Here is a 23938-nt window from a genome sequence, read left to right as displayed (position 1 = left end):
TCGGCTCGCCGTGCCACCATGGGATTCATGTGTGGACGTTTCGCGGTGACCACGGACCCGGCGTTATTGGCCGAGAAGATCAAGGCGATCGACGAGACCACGGCGGCCACCTCCGGCGGTAAGGACGTGTCGGCGCCGAACTACAACGTCGCGCCGACCACGACTGTCAGCACCGTGGTCCAGCGCCACAGCGAACCCGACGACGACGCCACCCGGCGGCTGCGCTCGATGCGCTGGGGCCTGGTGCCGCCGTGGGTGAAGGCCAAAGAGGACGGCAGCCCCGAGACCAAAGGGCCGCTGCTGATCAACGCCCGCTCGGAGAAGCTGACCACCTCGCCGGCCTTCCGCAACTCGGCCAAGAGCAAGCGCTGCCTGGTGCCGATGGACGGCTGGTACGAATGGCTAAAAAAGGGAGAGGCAAGGGTTCCGAAAATTCCCTTCTTCATGTACGCGGGCGACGGCGAGCCGCTGTTCATGGCGGGTCTGTGGTCGACGTGGCGGCCGAAAGACGCTCCCAAAGACGTCAAACCGCTGCTCAGCTGCACGATCATCACCACCGACGCAGCCGGGCCGCTGGCCGACATCCACGACCGCATGCCGCTGACCATCAGCGAACGCGACTGGGACCGCTGGCTGAACCCCGACGCGCCGATCGACGAGGGGCTGTTACGCGGCCACGGCGACCTCGACCGCATCGAGATCCGCGAAGTGTCCCGGCTGGTGAACAGCGTCCGCAACAACGGCCCCGAGCTGATCGAGCCCGTCGAACCCCAGGCCGAACAAGGCACCCTGCTTTGACGCAGCCGGACCCGCCCGGCCCGCTGTCCGATGTCGCCGTCGTCGACGCGTTGGCCGCCGGCCTGCGCAGCGCGGGGTACACGACCGACGCGGTGGCCGGGCTGCTCGGCGAGGACGCCGACGCCGCGTTCGCCAGCGGAGTGTGGTGGCCGGCCCTGAGAGCCACCGATCGCGTCCTCGACGCCGGGACAGCACAGCAGCGACGCCTGGCGGTGCTGGTGCGGTTGTTCCTGCTGGGCTCGGACGAACCCGCCGACCGCGTCGTCCTCGCGCTCGGCTCCGATATCGACGCACTCGTGACGAACGGCGTGCTGGAGTGGGCGGCGGAGGGGACCGTGCGCGCCGCACTGGACGTCCGGCCCCACAGCGACGGCGTCAACGACTTCTTCGTCGTCTCCGACCTGGACGCCTCGATGCGCTCTGGACCGGTGCACCGCGACCACGTCCTCGGTATCGGCGGTGCGTCGGTCTCGCTGGCCCGCGCCGTCGTGCGCAGGCCTGTCGCCCGCGCGCTCGACCTCGGCACAGGCTGCGGAGTGCAGGCGCTGCACCTGAACGGGCACTGCGCGCAGGTCGTGGCCACCGACACCAACGGGCGGGCGCTCGCGCTCGCGGCGGCGACCGCGCGGCTGAACGGCATGTCCTGGGATCTGCGGCGCGGCAACCTGTTTGAGCCGGTCGTCGGTGAACGCTTTGACCTCATCGTCTCCAATCCGCCGTTCGTGGTGGGCGCCGGCGACCGCGACTACATCTACCGCGACTCGGGTCTTGCCGGAGACGCCCTGTGCCGCAACCTGATCGAGCAAATAGGTGCTCACCTGGAGCCGGGAGGCACGGCGCTGGTCATGGCCAACTGGATCGTCCGCCGAGACGACTGGCGCGACCGGGTGCGAAGGTGGTTGGCGGGCAGCGGTTTGCACGCGTGGGTGGTGCAGCGCGAGCTCGCCGATCCGGTCAGCTACGTGTCGCTGTGGACGGCCGACGCCGGAGAGGATCCAGAGCAAGCGGCGCGCCGCGGAGGGCAGTGGCTCGACTGGTTCGCCGACGAGGGCATCACCGGCGTCGGTATGGGCGTGATCGCGTTGCGTGCCCCACGATTCGGTGAGCATCGCCCGCCTGAGCACATCCTCGAGGAGATCACCGGCATAGACGAGGCCGTCACCGGAGACGAAGTCGACGCCTTCTTCGCGCGCCGGGAGTACCTGCACGACACGTCCGACGAGCAGTTGCTCGCGGCGAGGCTGTCGACGGCGCCGGTGTTCCTCGACGAACAGTCGCTGCCGGGGCCCGACGGCTGGCAGGTCGTCGGCGCGGCCGTGCGCCGCCCCGGTGGGCCAGGCGCGGTCATCGGCGTCGATGAGATCGGGCGGGCGTTGTTGGCCGGCTGCCGGGGCGAGGTGCCGCTGGGGACGTTGATCGACCTGCTCGCAACCGTTCACGGTGTCGACGCCGACGCGCTGGCGCGGGCCGCGCTGCCCGTCGTGCGGGAAGCGGTCGGGCGGGGCATCCTCTACCAGGCCACCTGACCCTTGACAGAGGATTCCTCGGTTCAGTTAGAGTAATCCTCGTGCCATCGCGGACGCGTCCCGATGCGCGGAGCCGGTTGCTTGCCGTCGCGCGCCGCCGCTTCGCGTCCGACGGCGCGCTCTCGGCCACCCTCGATGAGGTTCGCCGTGAAGCCGAAGTGAGCGTCGGTGCGCTGTATCACCATTTCCCCGACAAATCTTCACTCGCCACCGCTGTCTTCGCCCAGCTGCTCAGCGAATACCAGGCCGGGTTCGTCACCATGCTGCGCGGACACGACACCGCCGAGGGCGGCATCCGCGGCGGTGTCACCTATCACCTGCGGTGGATCTCGGCGCATCGCGGCGAGGCCGGCCTGCTGCTCGGCCCCCGGCTCGACAGCGCAGAACTGCGCGCACACAACGAGGCCTTCTTCGCGGCCGTCGGAGACTGGTGGCGTCCGCACCACGGCTACGGCGCGCTGCAGCCGATGCGCGCGGGAGTCACGGCAGCGCTGTGGCTGGGCCCCGCCCAGGAGTACAGCCGGTACTGGATCGCCCGAGCGGTCAAGCGGATACCGCCGGGCACCATCGATACCTTCGCAGACGCTGCGTGGAAGGCGTTGCGCGCCAACGACACCGAGGAGAACCCGTCATGACCGATTCGTTGTACCGGACCATGGTGAGCAGCGGCGACGAGGCCGATGCGCCGCTTCGGGTGCGCGTCGAGCATCGCGGCGACAGGGCCGTTGTCACGCTCGACGAGCCACGACGGCTCAACGTGCTGTCCGCCCCGTTGGTGCGCCAACTGCGGCGGGCGCTGACCGACCTAAACGCCGACCCCGACGTGCGTTCGGTCGTGCTCACCGGAGCCGGCCCGGGCTTCAGCGCCGGAGGCGATCTCCGCATGATGGACGCCGCGATCGACCAACTCGACGCACCGGAGGGCGCCGCCGACATCTGGCGCTGGATCCGCCGCGAATTCGGGGGTATCGCGCGGCTGATCGCCGGATCGGACACGATCTTCGTCGCCGCGCTCAACGGTGCCGCGGCAGGTGTCGGGCTGGCCTGGGCGATGACCTGTGACCTCGTGATCGCCAGCGAACGTGCCGTCGTGGTGCCCGCGTTCGCCAAGCTGGGACTGATTCCCGAGGTCGGCACCAGTTGGGCGTTGACCCGGCGGCTGGGTTACCAGGGCTCGCTGGCCTACTATCTGCGCGGCGAACACATCGACGCCCGCGAGGCCCAACGGCTCGGCCTGGTGCAGGAGGTCGTCGAACACGACCGCCTGCTCGCGGCCGCCGACGACTGGTGTTCGCGCATCGCCGCTCTCCCGCCGCACGCTGTCGCGATGAGCAAGCCCCTGCTGCGGGCGGCCGCCGACGCCGACTGGTCCGATTCCCTCACCCTGGAGGAGTTCGCCGAACCGACGTGCTTCACCACCGCGGCGTTCGCCGACAGAGTGCGCTCGATGCTCTCCTGAACCGGCACCGGCACCCCCGTGCCGCGCTCGAGATTTCCCGCATCTGCCTGATCACGTCAGAATGGGCATTAACATAGTGCGGGTAGGTCGGATGAGGGGGTCAGGCATGGTCGCTGCGGTGAGGAAGCTCTTGAGCTTCGAGATGACCATCGCCGAGTGGATCGGCACCGGGCTCATCCTCGCCGCACCCTACGTCGTCGTCGGCATCGGCTGGACAGCCCTGCGCCTGGACCGGCTCGACGGCAGCGGACTGGCCTGGTTCGTCCAGCTGGTCGGTTCCATCGCGTTCTGGCCGGCGCTGGTTTTCTCGGCGGTGTGTGCCGGATGACGAACCGCTACCGCATCTCCGTTCGACGGCGCACCGCCCGATGGGACCCCGACGCCGACGTCACCGCCGCGGAGGCGATGGACTTCTGGGCGTTCGCCGGGGGGGCCGCCAACGTCGTCATGCAACTGTCCTGGCCTGAGGTCGGCTACGGCGTCGCGGAGAGCAAGGTCGACTCGGGGAACCTGCTCAAACACCCGTGGAAGCGGGCGCGTACGACGTTCCAGTACCTCGCGGTCGCGGTGCTGGGGACTCCCGATGACCGCGCGGCGTTCCGGGAGGCGGTCGACAGCGCACACCGGCACGTCAGGTCGACCGCCGAGAGCCCGGTGCGATACAACGCGTTCGACCGCGACCTGCAGATGTGGGTGGCCGCATGTCTTTTCGTCGGGCTGGAGGACACCTATCAGCTGCTGCGCGGTGAGATGACAACGGAACAGGCCGAGCAGTTCTACCGCTCCGCATGGCCGCTGGGCACCACGCTGCAGGTCACCGAAGATCAGTGGCCGCCGACGCGCGCCGAGTTCGACGACTACTGGCGAAGCGCGTGCGAGCGGGTGAAGATCGACGACCGGGTCCGCGAACACCTGATGCACATGCTGAACCTGCGCATGATCAACCCATTGCTCGGACTGCCGTTTCGGCCGTTGCTGAAGTTCCTGACGACCGGATTCCTCGCGCCGGTGTTCCGCGAACAGATGGGCCTGCGGTGGAACGGGTTTGGCCAGTTCCTGTTCGAATGGCTCTTCCTCACGGTCGCCTTCGTCAACAGGTTCATGCCGGTGTTCCTTCGCCAGGGCGGTAGCTACGTGCTGCTCGCCGACGTGCGCCGCCGGGTCCGTATGCACAAGGCACTGGTATGACGGCGTTGCGCCGCCTGCTCAGTCGCCGGGTCAGCGTCGAGGCGATGATCGAGGCAGCCATGTGGCTGTCGATTCCGTACCTGCTGATCGGCCTGGTGTGGGCCTTCTTCGACGCCGAGCAGGTGCAGTTGATCGACACCGCGCTGCGCACGCGGATCCCGGCCGGGTCGGACATCGGCGCGTTCATGGTGACGGCGGTATTCTGGCCTGCCAACCTGTTCGGCATTGAACTCTGCGTTCCCTGACGACCCCTTGACAGCGGTGTCACGATGGGCCGATGACGGGCCTACCCGACGACGCACTGGCGGGATACCCCGTCGTCGCCGGCGCGGTGCCACGACCGGTCTTCTCCGAACAACGTTGGTGCGACCTCACGTTCGTCCACTGGCCGGTACGTCCGGACACGGTCGCCTCGCTCTGCCCGCCAGGCACCCGCCCCGACGTCTTCAGTGACGGATTCACCTACGTCGGCCTGGTGCCGTTCCGGATGCGCGGCACGACGATCGGGCGGACCGTTCCGCTGCCGTACCTTGGCACCTTCGCCGAGACCAACGTCCGGCTGTACTCGATCGACGAATCGGGCCGCCACGGGGTGGTGTTCCGTTCGTTGGAGACCGAGCGGCTTGCGGTCGTTCCGACTCTCCGGCTCACCCTCGGAATTCCCTATGCGTGGGCGAAGATGCGCATCGAAAGGACCGCGGCCACGGTCACGTACACCAGCCGGCGGCGGTGGCCGCGCCGCGGACTGCGCAGCGTCCTGACCGTGCGTGTCGGCGGCGAAGTGACGCCCACGCCGCTGGAGGTGTGGCTGACCGCGCGCTGGGGTGCGCACACCCGCAAGGCCGGCCGCACGTGGTGGGTGCCGAACGAACACGACCCGTGGCCCCTGTGTGGCGCCGAAATCATCGATGTGCGCGACGATCTCGTCGCCGCCGCCGGCGTCATCCCCGCCGGGCCGATGCTGCGGGCACTGTTCACGACCGGCGTGCGGGCGCGATTCGGGCGCCCGTGCGTCGTCGGCTGACTACGGACCCGTGTACCCGGGCGGGTTCGGAGTGTCCACCCACAAATCGACGCCCAGTTCCGCGCCGGGCACGCAGTTGTACACGGACAAGTCGGTCACGCCGGACTCCAGCAGCACGTCCTCGCAGAGCAGAGATTGGCCGGTGTACTCGCGGGCCGGTTTGTTGAGGATTACGTAGGCGGCGTCGGCGTAGACGTCGGGCTTACGGGCGCGGCCCATCGCCTCGTCGCCGCCCAACAGGTTCTGCACGGCCGCGGTCGCCACCAGCGTGCGGGGCCACAGCGTGTTCGACGCGATACCGGCGTCGCGCATCTCCTCGGCGATTCCTAACGCGCACAACGTCATCCCGAACTTCGCCATCATGTAGGCAGTCGGCTTGAGCCACTGCGACTCCAGCCGGATTGGCGGCGACAGCGTCAGGATGTGCGGGTTCTCGCGGCCCTTCATGTGGGGGATGCAAGCCTGTGACACCGCGTAGGTACCGCGGATCTGGATGCCGTTCATCAGGTCGAACCGCTTCAAGGGGACGTCCTCGATCGAACCGAGGTTGATCGCCGAGGCGTTGTTGACGCAGATGTCGATGCCGCCGAACTGCTCGACGGTCTTGGCGACCGCCGCATTCACAGAGTCACCGTCGCGGACGTCGCCGACGATCGGCAGCGCCTGCCCGCCCGCGTCCTCCAGCTCCTTGGCCGCGGTGTACACCGTGCCGGGCAGCTTGGGGTGGGGCTCAGCCGTCTTCGCGATCAGCGCGATGTTGGCGCCGTCGGCCGCGGCGCGCTTGGCGATCGCCAGGCCGATGCCGCGGCTCGCGCCGGAGATGAACATGGTTTTCCCGTTAAGCGACATGGTCTCACCCTATCCGCCGCGAAATTGCGTTCAGGCCGGTCCGCACTCGAACTTTCGCTGCTGGAATGCCGTTTCGCGAAAACAGGCGCCGGACGCTCACGCGCAGATGTCTGCGGTCACCGCGCCGGTCAGCCGGATCAGGTCTTGCGGGGCCACGGCGACCTCCAAGCCGCGCTTGCCTGCGCTGCACAGCACCCGGTCCCGCAGCAGCGCCGTCTCGTCGATCACCGTCGGCAGCGGCGTCCGCTGCCCAAGCGGGGAGATACCGCCGATCACATAACCCGTCGACCGCTCGGCGGCCGCGCGTTCGGCCATGGTGGCCCTGGGCACGCCGAGCGCGGACGCGGCCGCCTTCAACGAAAGCTTGGCAGGAACCGGCACCACGGCGACGCCGAGACCTGTCGGCAACGCCAGCACCAGCGTCTTGAAGATCTGTTCAGGCGCCACACCCTCGGACCGGGCAAGCGCCTCCACGGCTTCCTCGCCGAACGACGGCTGGCGCGGATCGTGGCGGTAGCGCAGAACCTCATGCGTAACACCGGCGGCCACCAGCGCGGCGATGGCCGGAGTTGCTGCGCGTGCCACCGCGCCAGCCTAGTGCGACGCTCTAACGTCGGGCTTCGGGGAACAATCGGGGCCGGTGTCGCTGTTATTGACGATGGCTGCACCGCGACGGGAGTTCGCGGGCAGAAAACATGTCGGTCTCAACCTCTAGGATGAGCGGAGGGGGTCAGGTGCCAACGCTGGCTATGGACTTTCCAGTGCTCCCGGTCGATCTGCCGGGTTTATTTGCTGGCACCGCGACAGAAGGGACGGTGTTCCCCACCATGACCGACTCCGACGGGTCAACCCGAGATTCGGCGCAGGAGGCTCCTGAACCTCAGGAGACCGACGCCGAGCTCACCGCGCGCTTCGAGCGTGACGCGATTCCGCTGCTCGACCAGCTGTACGGCGGCGCGCTGCGGATGACGCGCAACCCCGCCGACGCCGAGGACCTGCTGCAGGAAACCATGGTCAAGGCGTACGCCGGCTTCCGGTCGTTCCGGGAGGGCACCAACCTCAAGGCGTGGCTGTACCGCATCCTCACCAACACCTACATCAACAGCTACCGCAAGAAGCAGCGTCAGCCGGCGGAGTACCCCACAGAGGAGATCACCGACTGGCAGCTCGCGGCCAACGCCGAGCATTCCTCGACCGGCCTGCGCTCGGCCGAGGTGGAGGCGCTCGAGTCGCTGCCGGACAACGAGATCAAGGAAGCGCTGCAGGCGCTGCCGGAGGATTTTCGGATGGCGGTCTATTACGCCGACGTCGAGGGCTTCCCCTACAAAGAGATCGCCGAGATCATGGACACGCCGATAGGCACGGTGATGTCCCGGTTACACCGGGGCAGGCGCCAGCTCCGCGAGCTGCTGGCCGACGTGGCCCGCGACCGCGGGTTCATTCGGGGACAGCAGATGGACACACCCGAGGAGGTCTCGTCGTGAGCTCGTTCTCTGACGAAGAGCGATGGCAGCCCCCCGTCGGTCCCATCGACCCCGAGCATCCCGAATGCGCCGCGGTCATTGCCGAGGTGTGGACGCTGCTCGACGGTGAATGCACCCCCGAAACCCGCGACAAGCTGCGGCATCATCTCGAGGAGTGCCCCGCATGCCTGCGCCACTACGGCGTCGAGGAGCGGGTCAAAAGCCTGATCGCGAAGAAATGCGGCGGCGAGAAGGCGCCGGAGAGCCTGCGCGAGCGGCTGCGCATCGAGATCAGCCGCACCACCATCATCCGGCGCGGTTAGCGCCGAGGATCACACCTAGGCGCTAGCGCACCGACTTCGAACCGGCGTTGGGCCGCTTACCGTGGTTGGCCTTCGTGTGCTTGCGGTCACGCTTCTTACGGCCACGCTTGGCCATGGTCTACCTCCGAATGCTCTGGGGATTTCTCGGCCCGTGCTCGGCGGGCGCGTTCGGACCATTGTCTCATGGCCCGGCGACAGCGCTGACAAGCCGGTCGTGTGGTTCGATGTAGGCCGAAACGCATACAGCAGCGGAAAGTAATGGGGTGATGATGGCCGAGGACGTTCGCGCTGAGATCGTGGCCAGTGTGCTCGAGGTCGTGGTGAGCGAGGGCGATCAGATCGGCGAGGGGGACACCCTGGTGCTGCTGGAGTCGATGAAGATGGAGATCCCGGTGCTGGCCGAGGTGGCGGGCACCGTGAGCAAGGTCAGCGTTTCGGTTGGCGACGTCATCCAGGCCGGCGACCTCATCGCGGTGATCAGCTGATCACCGCGTCCGTGTGAACCACCGGAAGTAACCCCCGATGTCCACCCTCGGTGATCTGCTCGCCGAGCACACCATGCTGCCCGGCAATGCGGTCGACCACCTGCATGCGGTGGTCGGCGAATGGCAACTGCTCGCCGACCTGTCCTTCGCCGACTACCTGATGTGGGTGCGCCGCGACGACGGCGCCCTGGTCTGCGTCGCGCAGGTGCGGCCGAACACCGCGCCGACGGTACTGCTGGCCGACGCGGTCAGCACGCTGGCCGACGCCGACGCGATGCCACTCGTGGCCACGGCGTTCGCAGCGGGTGAAATCGTCGTGGGAGACGGTGCGGGACAACAGGTTTCACCAGGGCTCAACGTCGAAGCCGTTCCGGTCCGGTACAAGGACGAGGTGGTCGCGGTGCTGACGCATCAGACCGCATTGGAGTCCAGGAAGGCCAGCCCGCTGGAGTCGGCCTACCTCGACTGCGCAGGCGACCTTCTGCACATGCTGTCGGAGGGCACCTTCCCCAACGTGGGGGACATCGCGATGTCGCGCTCGAGCCCACGCGTCGGCGACGGGTTCATCCGTCTCGACGAGACGGGTGTGGTCACCTTCGCGAGCCCCAATGCGATCTCGGCCTATCACCGGATGGGGCTGGCCGCCGAACTCGGCGGGCACAACCTGGTCACCGTCACACGCCCGCTCATCGGGGACCCGTTCGAGGCGCAGGAACTGGCCAACCATGTGCGCGACTCGCTGGCCGGCGGATCGAGCATGCGCATGGAGGTCGACGCCGGTGGTGCGGCCGTGCTGATGCGTACGCTCCCGCTCGTCGTGCACGGCCAACCGGTGGGCGCAGCGGTGCTGATCCGCGACGTGACAGAAGTCAAGCGCCGCGACCGCGCCCTGCTGTCGAAGGACGCCACGATCCGCGAGATCCACCACCGGGTGAAGAACAACCTGCAGACCGTCGCGGCGCTGCTGCGCCTGCAGGCCCGGCGCACCAACAACGACGAAGGCCGCGAGGCGCTGATGGAATCGGTGCGACGGGTCTCCTCGATCGCGTTGGTCCACGATGCGCTGTCGATGTCGGTGGACGAGGAGGTCAACCTCGACGAGGTGGTCGACAGGATCCTGCCGATGATGAATGATGTTGCCGCCGTTGACAGTCCGATCCGCATCCACCGGGTCGGCGATCTCGGTGTGCTCGACGCCGACCGCGCCACCGCGCTGATCATGGTGATCACCGAGCTGGTGCAGAACGCCATCGAGCACGCCTTCGACCCCGGCGTGCGCGAGGGCAGTGTCACCATCCGCGCCGAGCGCTCGGCCAGGTGGCTGGATGTGGTCGTCCACGACGACGGCCGGGGACTACCCGACGGGTTCAGCCTGGAGAAGGCCGACCGGCTCGGCTTGCAGATCGTGCGGACGCTGGTGTCGGCCGAACTGGACGGGTCGCTGGGCATGCGCGAAGGACAGGACGGCGGAACCGATGTGGTGCTGCGGGTGCCGCTGGGCCGGCAGCGTCGACTCGCGCAGTAGCAAACTTCGCAATTCGCAAATCGACCTTTCGTGTCGTAAATCGGCCGTTATTGCATTTACAGAAAGATACGGCCCCGACGAATGTCGGGGCCGTATCTTGTTTGGTTCGGGTAGTGCTCAGACTCCGCTGCGGGCCTTGGTGCGGGCATTGCGACGCTTGAGTGCGCGGCGCTCGTCCTCGCTCATACCGCCCCAGACACCGGCATCCTGTCCGGACTCCAAAGCCCAGGTCAGGCACTCGGTGGTCACGGGGCAGCGGTTGCAGACGAGCTTCGCGTCAGCGATCTGGGCGAGCGCCGGGCCGCTGTTTCCCACCGGGAAGAACAGTTCCGGATCCTCATCGCGACAGACCGCCTTGTGGCGCCAATCCATTAGATCAAACTCCTCGTCAGATACGTCACCTGTGCGCAGCACGGCGCACGGCATATTCTTCGGCTGTTTAACGCGTGCACATTGAATGTTTCTGCAACGTTGCTTCGATGCTTTCACAGGCTGGACAGATGTCAATACTCGCGAGTTAACAAGTGCGCAATGTCACTAGCCGGGTGGCTTCGCACGCCGCAGACTCGTCTGTACTAGACTCGATCCAACTGCGCCCGAAATGGTACGCCGCCAGTCCATCACCGCAGGTCAGGGACCTCTACTGGTGCAGGCGCCAACACGCCGAGCGCGTCGGGGACGGCGGTGAACATCATCGAATCGCGTAATCCGACGTAGTCGCCGTCGATCTGGCAGGCGACCGGCGCCTCGCTGGTCACCTGCAGCCACGGCAGGTCGTCGTCACGGATCAGATGCTTGGCCTCGATGCGCGCTTTCTTGGACAGCATCCGCCGCACCAGCATCAGGTTGGCCCACACATTCATGCTGGTCGTGGCGAAAACACCCAGGCCGGTCTCGAAGGTCGTCATCGGGTTGGTCCACACGGGGCGGGCGTTGGCGTACGTCCAGGGGCTGGCGTTGGACACGAACGCGAAGTGCACGCCGCCGACCGGTTCGCGGTCGGGCAGGTGCACGGTCAGCGACGGTTCCTTACGGGTGCTGGCCAGCATCTCGCGGATGGCGACGCGGATGTAGCGCGAAGCGGTGACGACGCGGCCCTTCGCGCGCTGCGCCTCGACGGCGGCCACCACGTCGCCGTCGACGCCCATCCCTGCGGTGAACACGCCCCAGCGTTCGCCGCAGTCCATCAGCCCGATGCGCCGCCACGACTTGCGGCGGCGGTACTCCGACAGCAGGTCGATCAGCTGATTGGTCGCTTCGATCGGGTCCGGGCTGATGCCGAGGGCGCGCGCGAAAACGTTGGCCGACCCGCCGGGCACCACGCCGACGGCGGGCGCTGCGGCACCGGGCCCCCCGACTTCGAGAATGCCGTTGACGACCTCGTTCACTGTGCCGTCGCCGCCGTGCACGATCAGGACGTCGACGCCGTCACGTGCCGCGTCGCGGGCGATCTCGATGGCATGTCCGCGGTGATCGGTGTGCGCGACGGTCAGCTTCACCCGACTCTCCAGCGCATGGGCCAACAGATCACGGCCGGCCGGAGTCGTTGACGTCGCATTCGGGTTCACGATCAGCACGGCGCGCACGGGGTCTGAGCCTACTGAACCGGTTCTGCGCGCCCCTCTACGCTCGAGGGCGTGATCGTTCCATCTCCGACGACGGTGCGCCAAGCCGCTGTCCTGGTCGCCGTGGAGGGCGCGGCTGCCCTGGTCGCGGCGCTGGTCTATGTGGTGAGCGGGTTCGGCAGGGCCGAAGAGTCCGGGCTGAACAAATACGGCACGGCGCTGTGGTTCGCGATCATGGGCGCCGGTGTGCTGGCCGCGGCGTGGGCGTTGTGGACGGGCAGGCGGTGGGGGCGTGGCATCGCCGTGTTCGCCCAACTGCTGCTCCTACCGGTCGTCTACTACATGGGCGTCGGTTCGCACCAGTGGTTGTACGCCGCGCCCATCGGCGTGGTGGCGGTGGTGACGCTGGTGCTGCTGTTCAGTCCCTCGACCCTGGAGTGGGTGGGGACTCACGGCGATTCTGCGGCCAGCGCCGACAGTTCGGGCCCCGAGACGCGGTAAGTGATCCAGTCCGTCTGTTGCTTGCCGCCGACGGCGTCGTAGAGCGCGATCGCATTGACGTTCCAGTCGAGCACCGCCCACGACAACCGGGTGTAACCGTGCGTGGTGCAGTCCCGTGCCAGGGTTGCCAACAACTTGTGGGCCAACCGGCGCCTGCGGAACTGCGGGCGCACGTAGAGGTCTTCGAGGTGGATGCCGGCGACACCGTCCCATGTGGAGAAGTTGCGAAACCACAGCGCGGCCGCGGCGGCCTGTCCGTCGACCTCGGCGATGTGGCCCGCGACGGCGGCCGGTTCGTCGAAAAGCGCTCGGCGCATCTGGTCTTCGGTCACGGTGCACTCGTGCGAGGCGTGTTCGAACTCGGCGAGTTCGTGGACCATCGCGGTCAGCTCGCGCTCGTCACCGGGGCGCACCCTGCGGATCAGCTCGGTCACGTCGCGGCGCCAAGCGCAGCGAGGATTGTGGTGAATTTGGTTGTGGTTTCCGCCAGTTCGTCGTCGGGATCGGATTCGGCGACGATGCCGCCGCCCGAATATGCCTCGGCCGTCCGGCGATCCGCCGACAGCGCAGCGCAGCGAATCGACACCACCCACCGGCCGTCGCCGCGTTGATCGCACCAGCCGACCGCACCGGCGTAGAAACCGCGGTCGCCTTCGAGCTCGGCGATCAGGTCGGCCGCATCGGCGGTGGGCACGCCGCCGACCGCAGGCGTCGGGTGCAGCGCGATGGCCAAGTCCAGTGCGGTGATCGATCTTTCGCGAAGTGTGCCGGTGATGCGGGTGGCCAGATGCCACACCGAGTCGGTCTTGCGAAGCGCCGGTTCGGCGGCCACCTCGAGGTCGGCGCACAGCGGCTCGAGCGCGTCGCGGATCGTGTCGACCACGAACTGGTGCTCGCGAAGGTTCTTCGCTGAGGCGGCCAGCGCGGCGCCGTTCGCCTCGTCGGTGTCGGGGTCGGGGGAGCGCGGAGCCGAACCCGCGAACGGTGCGCAGACCACCTGATCGCCGCGGCGGGCCACCAGCAGTTCGGGGCTTGCGCCCACCAGCACGCTTCCGGAGTAACCGCCGCCCGCGGCGGTCAGGTCGGCGAGGTACCCGTTGGCCGCGGGATCGGCGCCGACGAGCCGGTGCAGGACGGTGCGCGCGTCCAGCGGTCCGTCGGCGGCCAGCCGAAGGGCCCTGGCGAGCACGACCTTGTGCAGTCCGCTCGACGGGCTGTTGAGCCGGTCGACGGCGCTGGCGACCCGCGCGCGGTGTTCGTCGGGATCCGGCAGCGCCTCGGCTATCTGTACGCCGGGCATCGGGCGTAGCGGCCAGTCCGGCAGCGCGTCGAGGAACTGGACGCTCTGCGGGCGGATCAGCGCCGCCGGTTTGGTCATATCGAAAGGCAACGCCCCCACGATGATCGGGGCGCTGTGCGATGCCAGCGCGGCTCGCGCCTCGGCGACCTTCGGGAACGCGGTGTGCACTCCCTCCGCGACGACGGCGCCGCGGGAGGCCAGGACGAAGGACGGTTCGCGGGTCACCGTGGTTTACACGGATCCTGATGGCCGGTCAGTCCCTGCGCGATGATCTGGCGCATGGCGTGCTCGAATCCGAGGACGGCCAGCGACGCGGCCGCCATCGCGAACCGGATCCCGTCGGACACCGGCAGCTCCACCCACCGCGCGATCATCGAGCGGGAGAAGTGCGCATGGCCCACGAACACGACGTCGCGCGACGTCATGTTGCTCAGCGCCAACTCCAGGGCGCTGTCGGCGCGCTGCGTGACCGTCTCCACGCTCTCGCCGCCGTCGGCGCCGTGCGTCCAGATCAGCCAGTCGGGGACGGTTTCGCGGATCTCGGGCGTCGTCAGCCCCTCGTAGCGGCCGTAGTCCCATTCCCGCAGAAGCGGCGACACTTCGTCGATGTTGAGCCCGGCCAGTTCGGCGGTCTGCATCGCGCGCCGCAATGGGCTGGACAGCACCAGCGGGTCGTCCAGTTCGAGTTCGGCCAGCGCTTCGGCGGCCAGCTTGGCGCGTTCCACGCCGGCCGCGGTCAGTTCGAGATCGGTGTGGCTGGTGTGTCGACCGCTTCTCGACCACTCCGTTTCGCCATGACGAAGCAGGATCAGACGGTGCTCCAAAAGGGCCACGCTCACTGATTCTGCCGCACGGTCGGTCGCGGTGTCCCGGGCCATGCAACGATGGGCACCGTGACGCGAGTACTTGCGGTCGCCAATCAAAAGGGTGGGGTAGCCAAGACGACGACGGTGGCGTCGTTGGGTGCGGCGATTCAGGAGACGGGTCAGCGGGTCCTGCTCGTGGACCTCGACCCGCAGGGGTCCCTGACGTTCTCCCTGGGCCACGACCCGGACAAGCTGGCGGTGTCGATCCACGAAGTGCTGCTCGGCGAGGTCGAACCCGACGTCGCCCTGCTGGAGACGCCCGAGGGGATGACACTGCTGCCCGCCAACATCGACCTGGCGGGAGCCGAGGCCATGCTGTTGATGCGCGCCGGGCGCGAGTACGCGCTCAAGAGGGCGCTGGCCAAGCTCGGCGTCGGAGCCGGAACGCCGGCGACATCAGGCCGAGGAGCTGGTGCGTCGTCTTCATCGGGCCGGTCCGACTACGACGTCGTGCTCATCGACTGTCCGCCCTCGCTCGGCGTGCTCACGCTCAACGGGTTGACCGCCGCCGACGAGGTGATCGTGCCGCTGCAATGCGAGACGTTGGCGCACCGCGGCGTCGGGCAGTTCCTGCGCACCATCGCCGATGTCCAGGCGATCACGAACGCCGACCTGAAGCTGCTGGGTGCGTTGCCAACGTTGTACGACTCGCGCACGACCCACAGCCGCGACGTGCTGCTCGACGTCGCCGACCGCTACGACCTGGCGGTGCTGGCGCCCCCGATCCCGCGCACCGTCCGGTTCGCCGAAGCCAGCGCCTCGGGCGCGTCGGTGTTGGCCAGCCGCAAGAACAAGGGCGCCGCCGCCTACCGCGAGTTGGCCACCGCGCTGCTCAAGCACTGGAAGAACGGCAAGCCGATGCCGACGTTCGCCCCAGACATATAGCGATTTCGGTGCGCTACCGATCGCTGCGCGACTGGTAGTGCACCCGAGTCACGACTGGCCGAGCGCCACCAGTTCCTCGCCGCGCTGTTCGATCACCATCGAACCGGCCACCGCGGGCACCACCGGCGCCGCGCTCGGCGGCCGTGTCAGCGGAATGTGGCGTTCACCCCGCCTGGTCGCGGGGTCGAACACGTCGTAGCCGTCGGTGACGGGGACCAGCAACCGCCCCGCCATGATCGTCGCCGGCCCCAGCGGCTTGTTTTGGCCCTCCGGCGTGACGGTGTAGCGGTATTCGAATCCGTTGGCGGAGAACACCATTACGCTGTCGCCGGTCCACCAGGTGATCAGGTCGCCCGCCCGCGACATCGTCGCCTGCGGCGACGGCGGGCTTGGCACCGGGGTGGTGGCGACCGTCGCGCCCGTCTCGTCGACGATGTTCACCACGGGTTTGGGTGTGGGCACGTAGACCGCGGTCATCGTGTCGGCCACGGCCACCACGCGCGCGCCTGAATCCGGTGCGACACCCGGTTGCTGGATATACCTCAACTCCGGGGTGTCCTCCTCATCGGAGGGCCGCAGCAGCGTCAGGCGCAGATCGGGCTGCCGCGGGCACGCCTCGAGCACCGACACCGCGCTCGAACTCGCTTGTGCGGACACCAGCCGGCACAGCGGCTGCGAGGGGACATCCGGCTTGATGCGCGCATCCAGGGCGCCGTAGCTCAGCATTCGGACCATGTCGGAACGCCACAACTCGAGCCGGTTCTCACCCGCCGAGAGCACGGCGGTGCCGTCCGACGACAGGGTCACCGAGGGGTCGGCGTAGGACGACCGCGCCGGACCGCGCATGCCGGTCTTGGCATCGATCGTGCTGACCTGGCCACAGCCGCGGGTGTCGGGGTAGACGGCGACCGCGTACTGGTAGACGTAGCTGACCCCGCACAGGTCGAGATCACGCTCGTAACTCCACAGCGTGGTCCCGGTCGCGGGGTCGCGGCCCTCCACGGCCCGTCCGTCGCCGGTCACCACCGCACCGCCGACGACCAGCGGCATCGTGGTGGCCGCGCTGGGTGCGCTCCACACCTGGCGCAGCGATTGCGGAACCGCCTTGGCGGGGGTCAGTGCCGGAACCGGGCCGTCCGCGGGCCTGCTGATCGTGGCCCGCGCGTCGCTGGTCCACCACACCAGCCCGGCCGTCACCGCGACCACGACGCCAATCGCCAGCGCCACCATCACATCGGTGCGCGTGCGGCGTTCGGGTTTGACCATCGCGGGGAGGCGGTGGACTAGCCGGTGCTGGCCGGAGCCTTGCGGGGTCGGCGCCTGCGCCTGCGCTTGGCAGGAGCCGTATCGCCGGACCCCTCGCCCGTCTCCCCGGAAGCCTGATCGGACGACGTCGTGGACGCGTCCGGGTGACCGGCGACCGACTTGCCGCCGCGGGTGCGGCGACGCGTGCGGTTGCGGTTGCGCGCGGGGCGGTCGTCGGACTTCTCGGCCGGGGCGCGCCTGCTGCTCTGCACCTTCACGGGCTCGCCGACGGTGCCGGAGGTATCGGCGGGAATGCCGAGCTCGCTGTAGAGGTGCGGTGAGCTCGAATACGTCTCGGCGGGATCGGGGCAGCCGAGGTTCAGCGCCTTGTCGATCATCGTCCAGCGCGCCAACTCGTCCCAATCGACGAGGGTCACCGCGACACCGGTCTTGCCGGCGCGCCCGGTGCGGCCGATGCGGTGCACGTAGGCCTGCTCGTCCTCGGGGATCTGATAGTTGATCACGTGGGTGACGTCGTCGATGTCGATGCCACGGGCGGCGACGTCGGTGGCGACCAGGACGTCGATCTCGCCGGTGCGGAACGCCTTGAGCGCCTTCTCGCGCGCGCCCTGACCGAGGTCACCGTGCACGGCGCCGACCTTGAAGCCGCGCTCGGCCAGTTCGTCGGAGACCTTCTGCGCGGTGCGCTTGGTGCGGGTGAAGATCATCGTCGCGCCCCGACCCTCGGCCTGCAGGATGCGGGCGACCATCTCCACCTTGTCCAGGGCGTGCGCGCGGTAGGCGAACTGCTCGGTGGTGTCGTGGGTGGCCGCAGAATGCGGGGCCTCGGCCCGGATGTGCGTCGGCTGGTTCATGAAGGTCCGGGCCAGCGTGATGATGGGGTCGGGCATCGTCGCCGAGAACAGCATCGACTGCCTGTTGTCGGGGATCTGGCGCAGGATCCGTTCGATGTCGGGCAAGAAGCCCAGGTCGAGCATCTCGTCGGCCTCGTCGAGCACCAGCATGGACAGTCCGCCCAGCTTCAGGTGCCCTTGCTGGGCCAGGTCGAGCAGGCGGCCCGGTGTGCCGACGACCACGTCGACGCCCTTCTCGAGCGCCTCGATCTGTCCTTCGTAGGGCCGACCACCGTAGATCGAGGTGACCGACAGCTTGCGGTCGCCGACGGTCAGGTACTTCGCGGCGGCCGCCAGGTCGCCGTATACCTGCAGACACAGCTCGCGGGTGGGTACGACCACCAAAGCCCGCGGGACGCCCGTCAGGGGGCGGTCGGGGTCGGTGGTGATCCGCTGGAGCAGGGGCACGCCGAACGCCAGCGTCTTGCCCATACCGGTGCGGGCCTGACCGATCAGGTCGTCGCCGGCCAATGCCATCGGCATGGTCAGCTCTTGGATGGCGAAGGGATGCTGCTTGCCGTCCTCGGCGAGAGCGCGAACGATTTCGTCGCGAACTCCCAGTTCAGCAAATGTGGGATTGAGATGCGTCATACGCGAGACGAGGCCTTTCAGTTGTCGTCCTCATGGCTTCCACGCGCGCACGAGTTCGACAAAAGCTGGCCTGTGAAGACCAAGGCCCTGCACTGAGGTAGGCGGACCGACTGCGTGCACGCACATTTCTTTGGGTCGCGGCGGGCTCTGCAAATGTCTTGCGGACGCCTTGAAAATGCCACCGCCCGCACCCATCGTACCTGGCGGCGCTCGCTCGACGAGCCACCCGGCGTCGGCGTTTATTGTTGGGCCCATGAACACGACGCCTCCGGCACCCGGGCAAACCGACTCGGCGACCTCGGATGTGTCGGCCGACCACCCCGGCGTCAACGAGCTTTTCGCGCTGCTGGCCTATGGCGAGGTCGCGGCGTTCTACCGCCTCACCGACGAAGCGCGCATGGCGCCGAACCTTCGCGGGCGCATCAACATGGCGAGCATGGCGGCCGCGGAGATGAACCACTACGAGGTGCTGCGCGACGCGCTCGAGCGCCGTGGAGTCGACGTCGTGCCGGCGATGACGAAATACGCGTCCGCCCTTGAGAATTACCACCGGCTGACCACCCCGAGCACCTGGCTCGAGGCACTGGTGAAGACCTATGTCGGTGACGCCCTTGCGGCCGACTTCTACCTCGAGATCGCCCATGCCCTGCCCGACGAGGTCGCCGACGTGGTGCGCGCGGTGCTGTCGGAGACCGGCCACTCCCAGTTCGTCGTCGCCGAGGTGCGCGCGGCGGTGACGGCCAGCGACCGGCAGCGCCACCGGCTCGCGCTGTGGTCGCGGCGGCTCCTGGGTGAGGCCATCACCCAGGCGCAGTTCGTGATGGCCGATCACGACGAGCTCGTCGACCTGGTGCTGGCCAGCGGTGAAGGTCTGACCCAGATGACCGAATTCTTCGACCGGCTCCAGCGGACACACGCCTCCCGGATGGAGGAGCTGGGCCTCGCCTGACCTACTGGGTGCAGGTGGCGATCATCGAGTTGTTGTTCTGCGCGGCGATCAGCGTGCCCGCGGCGTCGAGGATGCTGCAGTTCAGCTGACCGCCGACGCTGGTCGCGGTGACCGATTTCAGCTCCACACCCGGGTCGAGCACCACCTGCTTGACCCAGGGCAGCGCGACGTTGACGTCGGTGCGCAGCGCGCCCTGGCCGTCGGTGTAGATCACGGTCACCAGGTCGAGCAGCTGGCGGTTACCCGTCACCCGGTAGGTCACGGTGCGCGGTGACGGCGGTGCGGGGGGCGGAACGGCTGCCTGCGCCGTCGTGCTCGGTGCGGGTGGTGGGGTCGTCTCGGCGCTCGGGGTGACCGTCGTGACGGTCTCCGGCGGCAGCGAGGGGACGATCGGCGCAGCCGTTCCCGCGCTCGGCGCGGTGGTGGCAGGAGCGCTCGACGGCGCCGGCGCGTCCGACGTCGCGGTGGCCGACACCGAACCGCTGTCGCCGCCGCCGAGGATGATGCCGGTGGTGCCGATCGCGATGAACAGGATCACCCCGGCCACGCCGGCGACCCACATCCAGCGTCGGTCGATGCTCTCCTCGTCGTATGACTGCTCGTAGTCGTCGTAGTCCTCGAACTCGGGCGAAGCGGGGTAGTCGTAGTCGAAGTCTTCGGCAGGCGGCTCCGAGTAATCGGAGTAGCTGGGAATCCGCTCCGTCGGGGCCAGCGAATACGGTGAGTGCGCGGTGTAAGACCTGTTCATGTGGGTTTTCCCGGTGTCGTCTCGAGCGTAGAAGATCTTGCCGCGCCTGATGCTATCGAGGCAGAAGTGACAGATGAGGTTCGGCGGCTGGTGTGTTGGTTACGGTCCGGACTCGGTTCGGTCGCCGTAGGTCTCGGCGCTTCGCCGACCGCGAACGCACCGGCGTGGTGCGGTCGGTCAGCGGGCCGTCCACTAGCCTTGGCTCAAGTTCTTCGAAAACGAAAGGGGCCCACGGCGTGGAGGTCAAGATCGGTGTCACGGACAGCCCGCGCGAGTTGAGCTTCAACAGCGCGCAGACACCCAGCGAGGTGGAGCAGTTGTTCACCGAGGCGCTCGCCAAGGATTCGGGTGTGCTGGCCCTGACCGACGAGAAGGGCCGGCGCTTCCTCGTGCAGACATCCAAGATCGCCTACGTGGAGATCGGTGCTGCCGATGTCCGACGCGTCGGCTTCGGGGTCGGGATCGGATCTAAGACCGGGTAAGCGGCACGTGTGACAGTCCGCCCCAAGCGAACTGGACCGTGCCCTCGACCGCGTCGTCCTTGGAAATCGGGCGGTCGTTGTTGAGCCAGTAGCGTGCGGAGTCGACGCTGATGGCGACCAGGCCGACCGCGATCATCCTGGCCCGGTGCGCCTCGAGCCCGGAGTCGCGGCTGATCAGGTCGAACACCGCATCGGTGCACGCCTCGGTGGCCACCTTCACCTGCGCGGCGACCTGCGGTTCGTTGACGTAGTCGTTTTCGAAGATCAACCGGTAGCCCTGGCCGTCGTGCTCGATGAAGTCGAAGAACGCCTGGACCGCCGCGCGCAACCGCTGCCGGTTGTCGGTGGTCGTGCGCAGCGCCTGGCGCACACCGGAGACGAGGTTCTCCACATGCTTGGCAAGCACCGCCAGGTAGAGCTCCAACTTGGACGAGAAATGTTGGTACAGAACGGGTTTGCTGACCCCGGCGCGTTCGGCGATCTCATCCATGCCCGCCGCGTGGTAGCCACGGTCGACGAAAACCTCGCTGGCAGCGACCAGTAGCTGCCCTCGACGCTCATCGCGCGGCAGCCTGCCGCCGCGCCGATTCAACACTTCGCCGCCCGGCTGCGCGCCTCTCCTCGCGGCGGTGTTGGCGAGATCGCTCATCACATCCTTCATCTGCGTCGACGGGCACCGGTTATCGCAATGACCTTACTACCGTTGATAAAGCATGCAGGTGAGGCGCGGATCACAGCGTTCGAGGTGGTCGATGGCGCGCCGAAAGTATGAGGACGTCGGCCTGTGTCATCCTGTTGCGGTGACCTACGACTCCCGTACGCGAGGAGGACAGATGGGTCCCGAACCGGGCGGGGGTGTCCGCGTGCCCGCGCTGCGCAACGAATGGCGCGAGCCGTTGCGCGCCCAACGCGATCCGCTCGCCGAGAGCTCGGGACGGGTGAGGTCCAATCGCGATGAGCACCGCGGCTTCCGCAAGCAGTCGTGGCTCGGTCGCTTCGTCTCCACTTACGGCTGGCGGGCCTATGCGTTGCCCGTCCTGATCGTGTTGACCGCCGTCGTCGTCTACCAGACCATCACCGGCACCGGCGCGCCCGCACCCAAGCAGGCCGAGGGTCCGGTGCAGGGCCCACCGACCATCGGCGTGGCCAGCACCGCGATCATCGGCGCCCCGCCCAAGGGGTTGACCCAGTTCGACGCGGACCTGCCGACCGGAATCCTGCCCCAGGGTGGCCCGTTCACCGAGGCCGGCGCCAAGACGTGGCACGTCGTGCCCGGGGCGACCTCGCAGGTCGGCCAGGGCACCGCGAAGGTGTTCACCTACACCGTCGAGGTCGAGGACGGGATCGACACCACGACATTCGGCGGTGACGAGGCGTTCGCCCGCATGGTCACCGAGACGCTGGCCAACCCCAAGAGCTGGACCCACAATCCGCAGTTCGCCTTCACCCGCATCGACGGGACGTCAGGAATCGAACCGGACTTCCGGGTGTCGTTGAGCACGCCGATGACCGTGCGCGAGGGCTGCGGCTACGACATCCAGCTGGAGGCTTCCTGCTACAACCCGGCCTACCGGGACGGGCAGCCGCGCGTATTCATCAACGAGGCGCGCTGGGTGCGCGGTGCGGTGCCGTTTCAGGGTGACGTCGGCTCCTATCGGCAGTACCTGATCAACCACGAGGTCGGCCACGCGATCGGTTACCAACGGCACGAGCCGTGCGGGGGCAACGACCAACTCGCGCCGGTCATGATGCAGCAGACCTTCTCGACCAACAACAACGACGCCGCGCGCTTCGACCCGCAGTCGGTCCAGCCCGACAATCACACCTGCAAACCGAACCCCTGGCCGTACCCGATCGCCTGAGTTCCGTCCTCCCCCTGCCGCGAGTGACCGTGTCTGTGCAGCGACACGCCGTGCCCGGGCGTACAACAGCGGCCGCTCGCCCACGGTGAGCGGCCACGGTCCTGGGGGAAGCGATCGCCGCTCGTTGCTGTTGAATGTCGTAACTGCTGTGATGGTCATAGACGTTGAATCAGGTGGATCAAGGAGAAACACGGTGTCGACACCGTTGCCGCCGCTGGTAGAACCGGCGGCCGAACTCACCCGCGAGGAAGTGGCGCGCTACAGCCGTCACCTCATCATTCCCGACCTGGGCCTGGACGGGCAGAAGCGGCTGAAGAACGCCCGCGTACTGGTCATCGGCGCCGGCGGACTGGGCTCGCCGACGTTGCTGTACCTGGCCGCCGCGGGCGTCGGCACGATCGGGATCGTCGAGTTCGACGTGGTCGACGAGTCCAACCTGCAGCGCCAGATCATTCACGGCCAGTCCGACATCGGCCGGTCGAAGGCCGAAAGCGCGCGTGACTCGATTCTCGACATCAACCCGCTGGTCGACGTGCGGCTGCACCAGTTCCGGCTCGAACCCGAGAACGCCGTCGAGCTGTTCGAGCAGTACGACCTGATCCTGGACGGCACCGACAACTTCGCGACGCGCTACCTGGTCAACGACGCCGCCGTGCTGGCCCACAAGCCCTACGTGTGGGGGTCGATCTACCGGTTCGAGGGCCAGATCTCCGTGTTCTGGGAAGACGCCCCGGCCGACGAGGGCGGCAATGAACGAGGCCTGAACTACCGCGACCTGTACCCCGAGCCGCCGCCGCCGGGAATGGTGCCGTCGTGCGCGGAGGGCGGGGTGCTCGGCATCCTGTGCGCCTCGGTGGCATCGGTGATGGGCACCGAGGCCATCAAGCTGATCACCGGCATCGGCGAAACGCTGCTGGGCCGCCTGATGGTCTACGACGCACTCGACATGACTTACCGCACGATCAAGATCCGCAAGGACCCGTCGACCCCGAAGATCACCGAGCTGATCGACTACGAGGAGTTCTGCGGCGTGGTGTCCGACGCCGCCGCCGAGGCCGCGGCCGATGCGACCATCACCCCTCGCGAACTCAAGGAGCTGCTCGATTCCGGTAAGCCGTTGGCGCTGATCGACGTGCGCGAACAGGTCGAGTGGGACATCAACCGCATTCAGGGCGCCGAGCTGATCCCCAAGGGCGCCTTCGAATCCGGCGAGGCGCTGGCCAAGTTGCCGACCGACCGGACGCCGGTGTTCTACTGCAAGACCGGTGTGCGCTCTGCCGAGGTGTTGGCGATCGCGAAGAACGCCGGGTTCTCCGACGCGATGCATGTGCAAGGCGGGATCGTCGCGTGGGGTAAACAACTCGAACCCGACATGGTGATGTACTAACGG

At 67.9% G+C, this 23938-nt stretch carries 30 protein-coding genes; 18 read left to right on the top strand and 12 right to left on the bottom strand.

The window, feature by feature from the left end:
- Window positions 1-27 precede the first annotated feature (27 nt).
- The 8 genes from A5790_RS21300 (at window position 28) to A5790_RS21265 (ending at window position 5995) form a co-directional block, all read left to right on the top strand.
- Window positions 28-798 (top strand): SOS response-associated peptidase, encoded by a 771-nt coding sequence (locus tag A5790_RS21300; RefSeq protein ID WP_082961857.1) that lies wholly within the window; start codon window positions 28-30, stop codon window positions 796-798.
- Entirely contained in the window at window positions 795-2324 is a 1530-nt protein-coding gene (locus A5790_RS21295; protein WP_066848930.1) for a methyltransferase, read from the top strand. The genes A5790_RS21300 and A5790_RS21295 overlap by 4 nt, the downstream gene beginning before the upstream one ends.
- Before the next feature lie 41 nt (window positions 2325-2365).
- Window positions 2366-2959, top strand: a complete 594-nt coding sequence (locus A5790_RS21290) for a TetR/AcrR family transcriptional regulator (protein WP_066848925.1) — start codon at window positions 2366-2368, stop codon at window positions 2957-2959.
- Window positions 2956-3783 (top strand): enoyl-CoA hydratase/isomerase family protein, encoded by an 828-nt coding sequence (locus A5790_RS21285; protein ID WP_066848923.1) that lies wholly within the window; start codon window positions 2956-2958, stop codon window positions 3781-3783. Before A5790_RS21290 ends, A5790_RS21285 begins: the two co-directional genes overlap by 4 nt.
- 118 nt (window positions 3784-3901) lie before the next feature.
- Window positions 3902-4111: a hypothetical protein gene (locus tag A5790_RS21280; protein WP_231987862.1), complete on the top strand. Its 210-nt coding sequence runs from the start codon at window positions 3902-3904 to the stop codon at window positions 4109-4111.
- Entirely contained in the window at window positions 4108-4971 is an 864-nt protein-coding gene (locus tag A5790_RS21275) for an oxygenase MpaB family protein (RefSeq protein ID WP_066848919.1), read from the top strand. The genes A5790_RS21280 and A5790_RS21275 overlap by 4 nt, the downstream gene beginning before the upstream one ends.
- A complete protein-coding gene (locus tag A5790_RS21270; RefSeq protein ID WP_066848917.1) occupies window positions 4968-5216 on the top strand; it encodes a hypothetical protein in 249 nt (82 codons plus the stop codon). The genes A5790_RS21275 and A5790_RS21270 overlap by 4 nt, the downstream gene beginning before the upstream one ends.
- 32 nt (window positions 5217-5248) lie before the next feature.
- Window positions 5249-5995 (top strand): YqjF family protein, encoded by a 747-nt coding sequence (locus A5790_RS21265; protein ID WP_066848915.1) that lies wholly within the window; start codon window positions 5249-5251, stop codon window positions 5993-5995.
- Here the strand turns inward: A5790_RS21265 and A5790_RS21260 are convergent, their stop codons facing one another.
- Together A5790_RS21260 and A5790_RS21255 are read right to left on the bottom strand one after the other, a co-directional pair.
- The gene (locus A5790_RS21260) at window positions 5996-6844 is read right to left on the bottom strand and encodes an NAD(P)-dependent oxidoreductase (protein ID WP_066848912.1); all 849 of its coding nucleotides are present in this window, start codon (window positions 6842-6844) and stop codon (window positions 5996-5998) included.
- Window positions 6845-6940: 96 nt separating this feature from the next.
- Complete coding sequence (locus tag A5790_RS21255) at window positions 6941-7429, bottom strand: aminoacyl-tRNA deacylase (RefSeq protein WP_066848911.1); 489 nt, start codon at window positions 7427-7429, stop codon at window positions 6941-6943.
- 242 nt (window positions 7430-7671) lie between these two features.
- Between A5790_RS21255 and A5790_RS21250 the strand changes: the two genes are divergently transcribed.
- Window positions 7672-8328 carry a sigma-70 family RNA polymerase sigma factor gene (locus A5790_RS21250; protein ID WP_066848906.1) on the top strand — a complete coding sequence of 219 codons (657 nt, stop codon included), beginning with the start codon at window positions 7672-7674 and terminating at the stop codon, window positions 8326-8328.
- Window positions 8329-8372: 44 nt separating this feature from the next.
- A complete protein-coding gene (rsrA, locus tag A5790_RS21245) occupies window positions 8373-8630 on the top strand; it encodes a mycothiol system anti-sigma-R factor (RefSeq protein ID WP_231984608.1) in 258 nt (85 codons plus the stop codon).
- Between the two features lie 22 nt (window positions 8631-8652).
- Here rsrA and A5790_RS26545 read toward each other — a convergent pair whose 3' ends face one another.
- A complete protein-coding gene (locus tag A5790_RS26545) occupies window positions 8653-8745 on the bottom strand; it encodes a 50S ribosomal protein bL37 (RefSeq protein WP_090355725.1) in 93 nt (30 codons plus the stop codon).
- Between the two features lie 154 nt (window positions 8746-8899).
- Here A5790_RS26545 and A5790_RS21240 point away from each other — a divergent pair, with 154 nt between their 5' ends.
- The gene (locus A5790_RS21240; RefSeq protein WP_043414713.1) at window positions 8900-9115 is read left to right on the top strand and encodes a biotin/lipoyl-binding carrier protein; all 216 of its coding nucleotides are present in this window, start codon (window positions 8900-8902) and stop codon (window positions 9113-9115) included.
- A 37-nt stretch (window positions 9116-9152) separates the two neighbouring features.
- A complete protein-coding gene (locus A5790_RS21235) occupies window positions 9153-10640 on the top strand; it encodes a sensor histidine kinase (RefSeq protein WP_066848901.1) in 1488 nt (495 codons plus the stop codon).
- Between the two features lie 117 nt (window positions 10641-10757).
- On the opposite strand, the gene whiB1 is transcribed toward A5790_RS21235, so the two are convergent.
- Both whiB1 and A5790_RS21225 read right to left on the bottom strand, forming a co-directional pair.
- Window positions 10758-11012 (bottom strand): transcriptional regulator WhiB1, encoded by a 255-nt coding sequence (whiB1, locus tag A5790_RS21230; protein ID WP_014208822.1) that lies wholly within the window; start codon window positions 11010-11012, stop codon window positions 10758-10760.
- Between the two features lie 248 nt (window positions 11013-11260).
- The gene (locus tag A5790_RS21225; RefSeq protein WP_066848899.1) at window positions 11261-12226 is read right to left on the bottom strand and encodes a diacylglycerol kinase family protein; all 966 of its coding nucleotides are present in this window, start codon (window positions 12224-12226) and stop codon (window positions 11261-11263) included.
- Between the two features lie 51 nt (window positions 12227-12277).
- On the opposite strand from A5790_RS21225, the gene A5790_RS21220 reads away from it, so the two are divergent.
- On the top strand, window positions 12278-12706 hold the full coding sequence (locus tag A5790_RS21220) for a hypothetical protein (RefSeq protein ID WP_066848898.1): 429 nt from the start codon (window positions 12278-12280) through the stop codon (window positions 12704-12706).
- Here the strand turns inward: A5790_RS21220 and A5790_RS21215 are convergent.
- The 3 genes from A5790_RS21215 to A5790_RS21205 are packed head-to-tail and all read right to left on the bottom strand — an operon-like array spanning window position 12655 to window position 14884.
- A complete protein-coding gene (locus tag A5790_RS21215; RefSeq protein ID WP_066848887.1) occupies window positions 12655-13140 on the bottom strand; it encodes a GNAT family N-acetyltransferase in 486 nt (161 codons plus the stop codon). The two genes, A5790_RS21220 and A5790_RS21215, sit on opposite strands and share 52 nt — an antisense overlap.
- Window positions 13137-14231 carry an isochorismate synthase MenF gene (locus tag A5790_RS21210; protein ID WP_066848883.1) on the bottom strand — a complete coding sequence of 365 codons (1095 nt, stop codon included), beginning with the start codon at window positions 14229-14231 and terminating at the stop codon, window positions 13137-13139. Before A5790_RS21210 ends, A5790_RS21215 begins: the two co-directional genes overlap by 4 nt.
- Window positions 14228-14884: an acid phosphatase gene (locus tag A5790_RS21205; RefSeq protein ID WP_369829808.1), complete on the bottom strand. Its 657-nt coding sequence runs from the start codon at window positions 14882-14884 to the stop codon at window positions 14228-14230. The genes A5790_RS21210 and A5790_RS21205 overlap by 4 nt, the downstream gene beginning before the upstream one ends.
- Window positions 14885-14890: 6 nt before the next feature.
- Between A5790_RS21205 and A5790_RS21200 the strand changes: the two genes are divergently transcribed.
- Window positions 14891-15757, top strand: a complete 867-nt coding sequence (locus tag A5790_RS21200) for a ParA family protein (RefSeq protein ID WP_066848880.1) — start codon at window positions 14891-14893, stop codon at window positions 15755-15757.
- Window positions 15758-15805: 48 nt separating this feature from the next.
- On the opposite strand, the gene A5790_RS21195 is transcribed toward A5790_RS21200, so the two are convergent.
- Entirely contained in the window at window positions 15806-17023 is a 1218-nt protein-coding gene (locus A5790_RS21195) for a hypothetical protein (RefSeq protein WP_066848877.1), read from the bottom strand.
- A gap of 17 nt (window positions 17024-17040) precedes the next feature.
- Window positions 17041-18507 carry a DEAD/DEAH box helicase gene (locus A5790_RS21190; RefSeq protein WP_066848875.1) on the bottom strand — a complete coding sequence of 489 codons (1467 nt, stop codon included), beginning with the start codon at window positions 18505-18507 and terminating at the stop codon, window positions 17041-17043.
- 253 nt (window positions 18508-18760) lie between these two features.
- Here A5790_RS21190 and A5790_RS21185 point away from each other — a divergent pair, with 253 nt between their 5' ends.
- Window positions 18761-19456: a ferritin-like fold-containing protein gene (locus A5790_RS21185; RefSeq protein ID WP_066848873.1), complete on the top strand. Its 696-nt coding sequence runs from the start codon at window positions 18761-18763 to the stop codon at window positions 19454-19456.
- A gap of 1 nt (window position 19457) precedes the next feature.
- Here A5790_RS21185 and A5790_RS21180 read toward each other — a convergent pair whose 3' ends face one another.
- Window positions 19458-20204, bottom strand: coding sequence for a hypothetical protein (locus tag A5790_RS21180; RefSeq protein ID WP_066848871.1), 747 nt, complete (start codon window positions 20202-20204; stop codon window positions 19458-19460).
- Window positions 20205-20440: 236 nt separating this feature from the next.
- Here A5790_RS21180 and A5790_RS21175 point away from each other — a divergent pair, with 236 nt between their 5' ends.
- On the top strand, window positions 20441-20686 hold the full coding sequence (locus A5790_RS21175; RefSeq protein WP_064394334.1) for a DUF3107 domain-containing protein: 246 nt from the start codon (window positions 20441-20443) through the stop codon (window positions 20684-20686).
- On the opposite strand, the gene A5790_RS21170 is transcribed toward A5790_RS21175, so the two are convergent.
- Window positions 20673-21335: a TetR/AcrR family transcriptional regulator gene (locus tag A5790_RS21170; RefSeq protein WP_064394435.1), complete on the bottom strand. Its 663-nt coding sequence runs from the start codon at window positions 21333-21335 to the stop codon at window positions 20673-20675. The genes A5790_RS21175 and A5790_RS21170 overlap by 14 nt on opposite strands.
- Window positions 21336-21519: 184 nt before the next feature.
- Here A5790_RS21170 and A5790_RS21165 point away from each other — a divergent pair, with 184 nt between their 5' ends.
- Window positions 21520-22548, top strand: a complete 1029-nt coding sequence (locus A5790_RS21165; protein WP_064426867.1) for a DUF3152 domain-containing protein — start codon at window positions 21520-21522, stop codon at window positions 22546-22548.
- A 193-nt stretch (window positions 22549-22741) separates the two neighbouring features.
- Window positions 22742-23935, top strand: coding sequence for an adenylyltransferase/sulfurtransferase MoeZ (gene moeZ / locus A5790_RS21160; RefSeq protein ID WP_066848869.1), 1194 nt, complete (start codon window positions 22742-22744; stop codon window positions 23933-23935).
- Window positions 23936-23938: the final 3 nt, after the last annotated feature.

This window comes from Mycobacterium sp. 852002-51152_SCH6134967 (genome assembly GCF_001667105.1).
Taxonomy (GTDB): domain Bacteria; phylum Actinomycetota; class Actinomycetes; order Mycobacteriales; family Mycobacteriaceae; genus Mycobacterium; species Mycobacterium neumannii_A.
The sequence above is the reverse complement of the archived record's forward strand: the minus strand, read 5'-3'. Positions and strand labels throughout refer to the sequence as shown.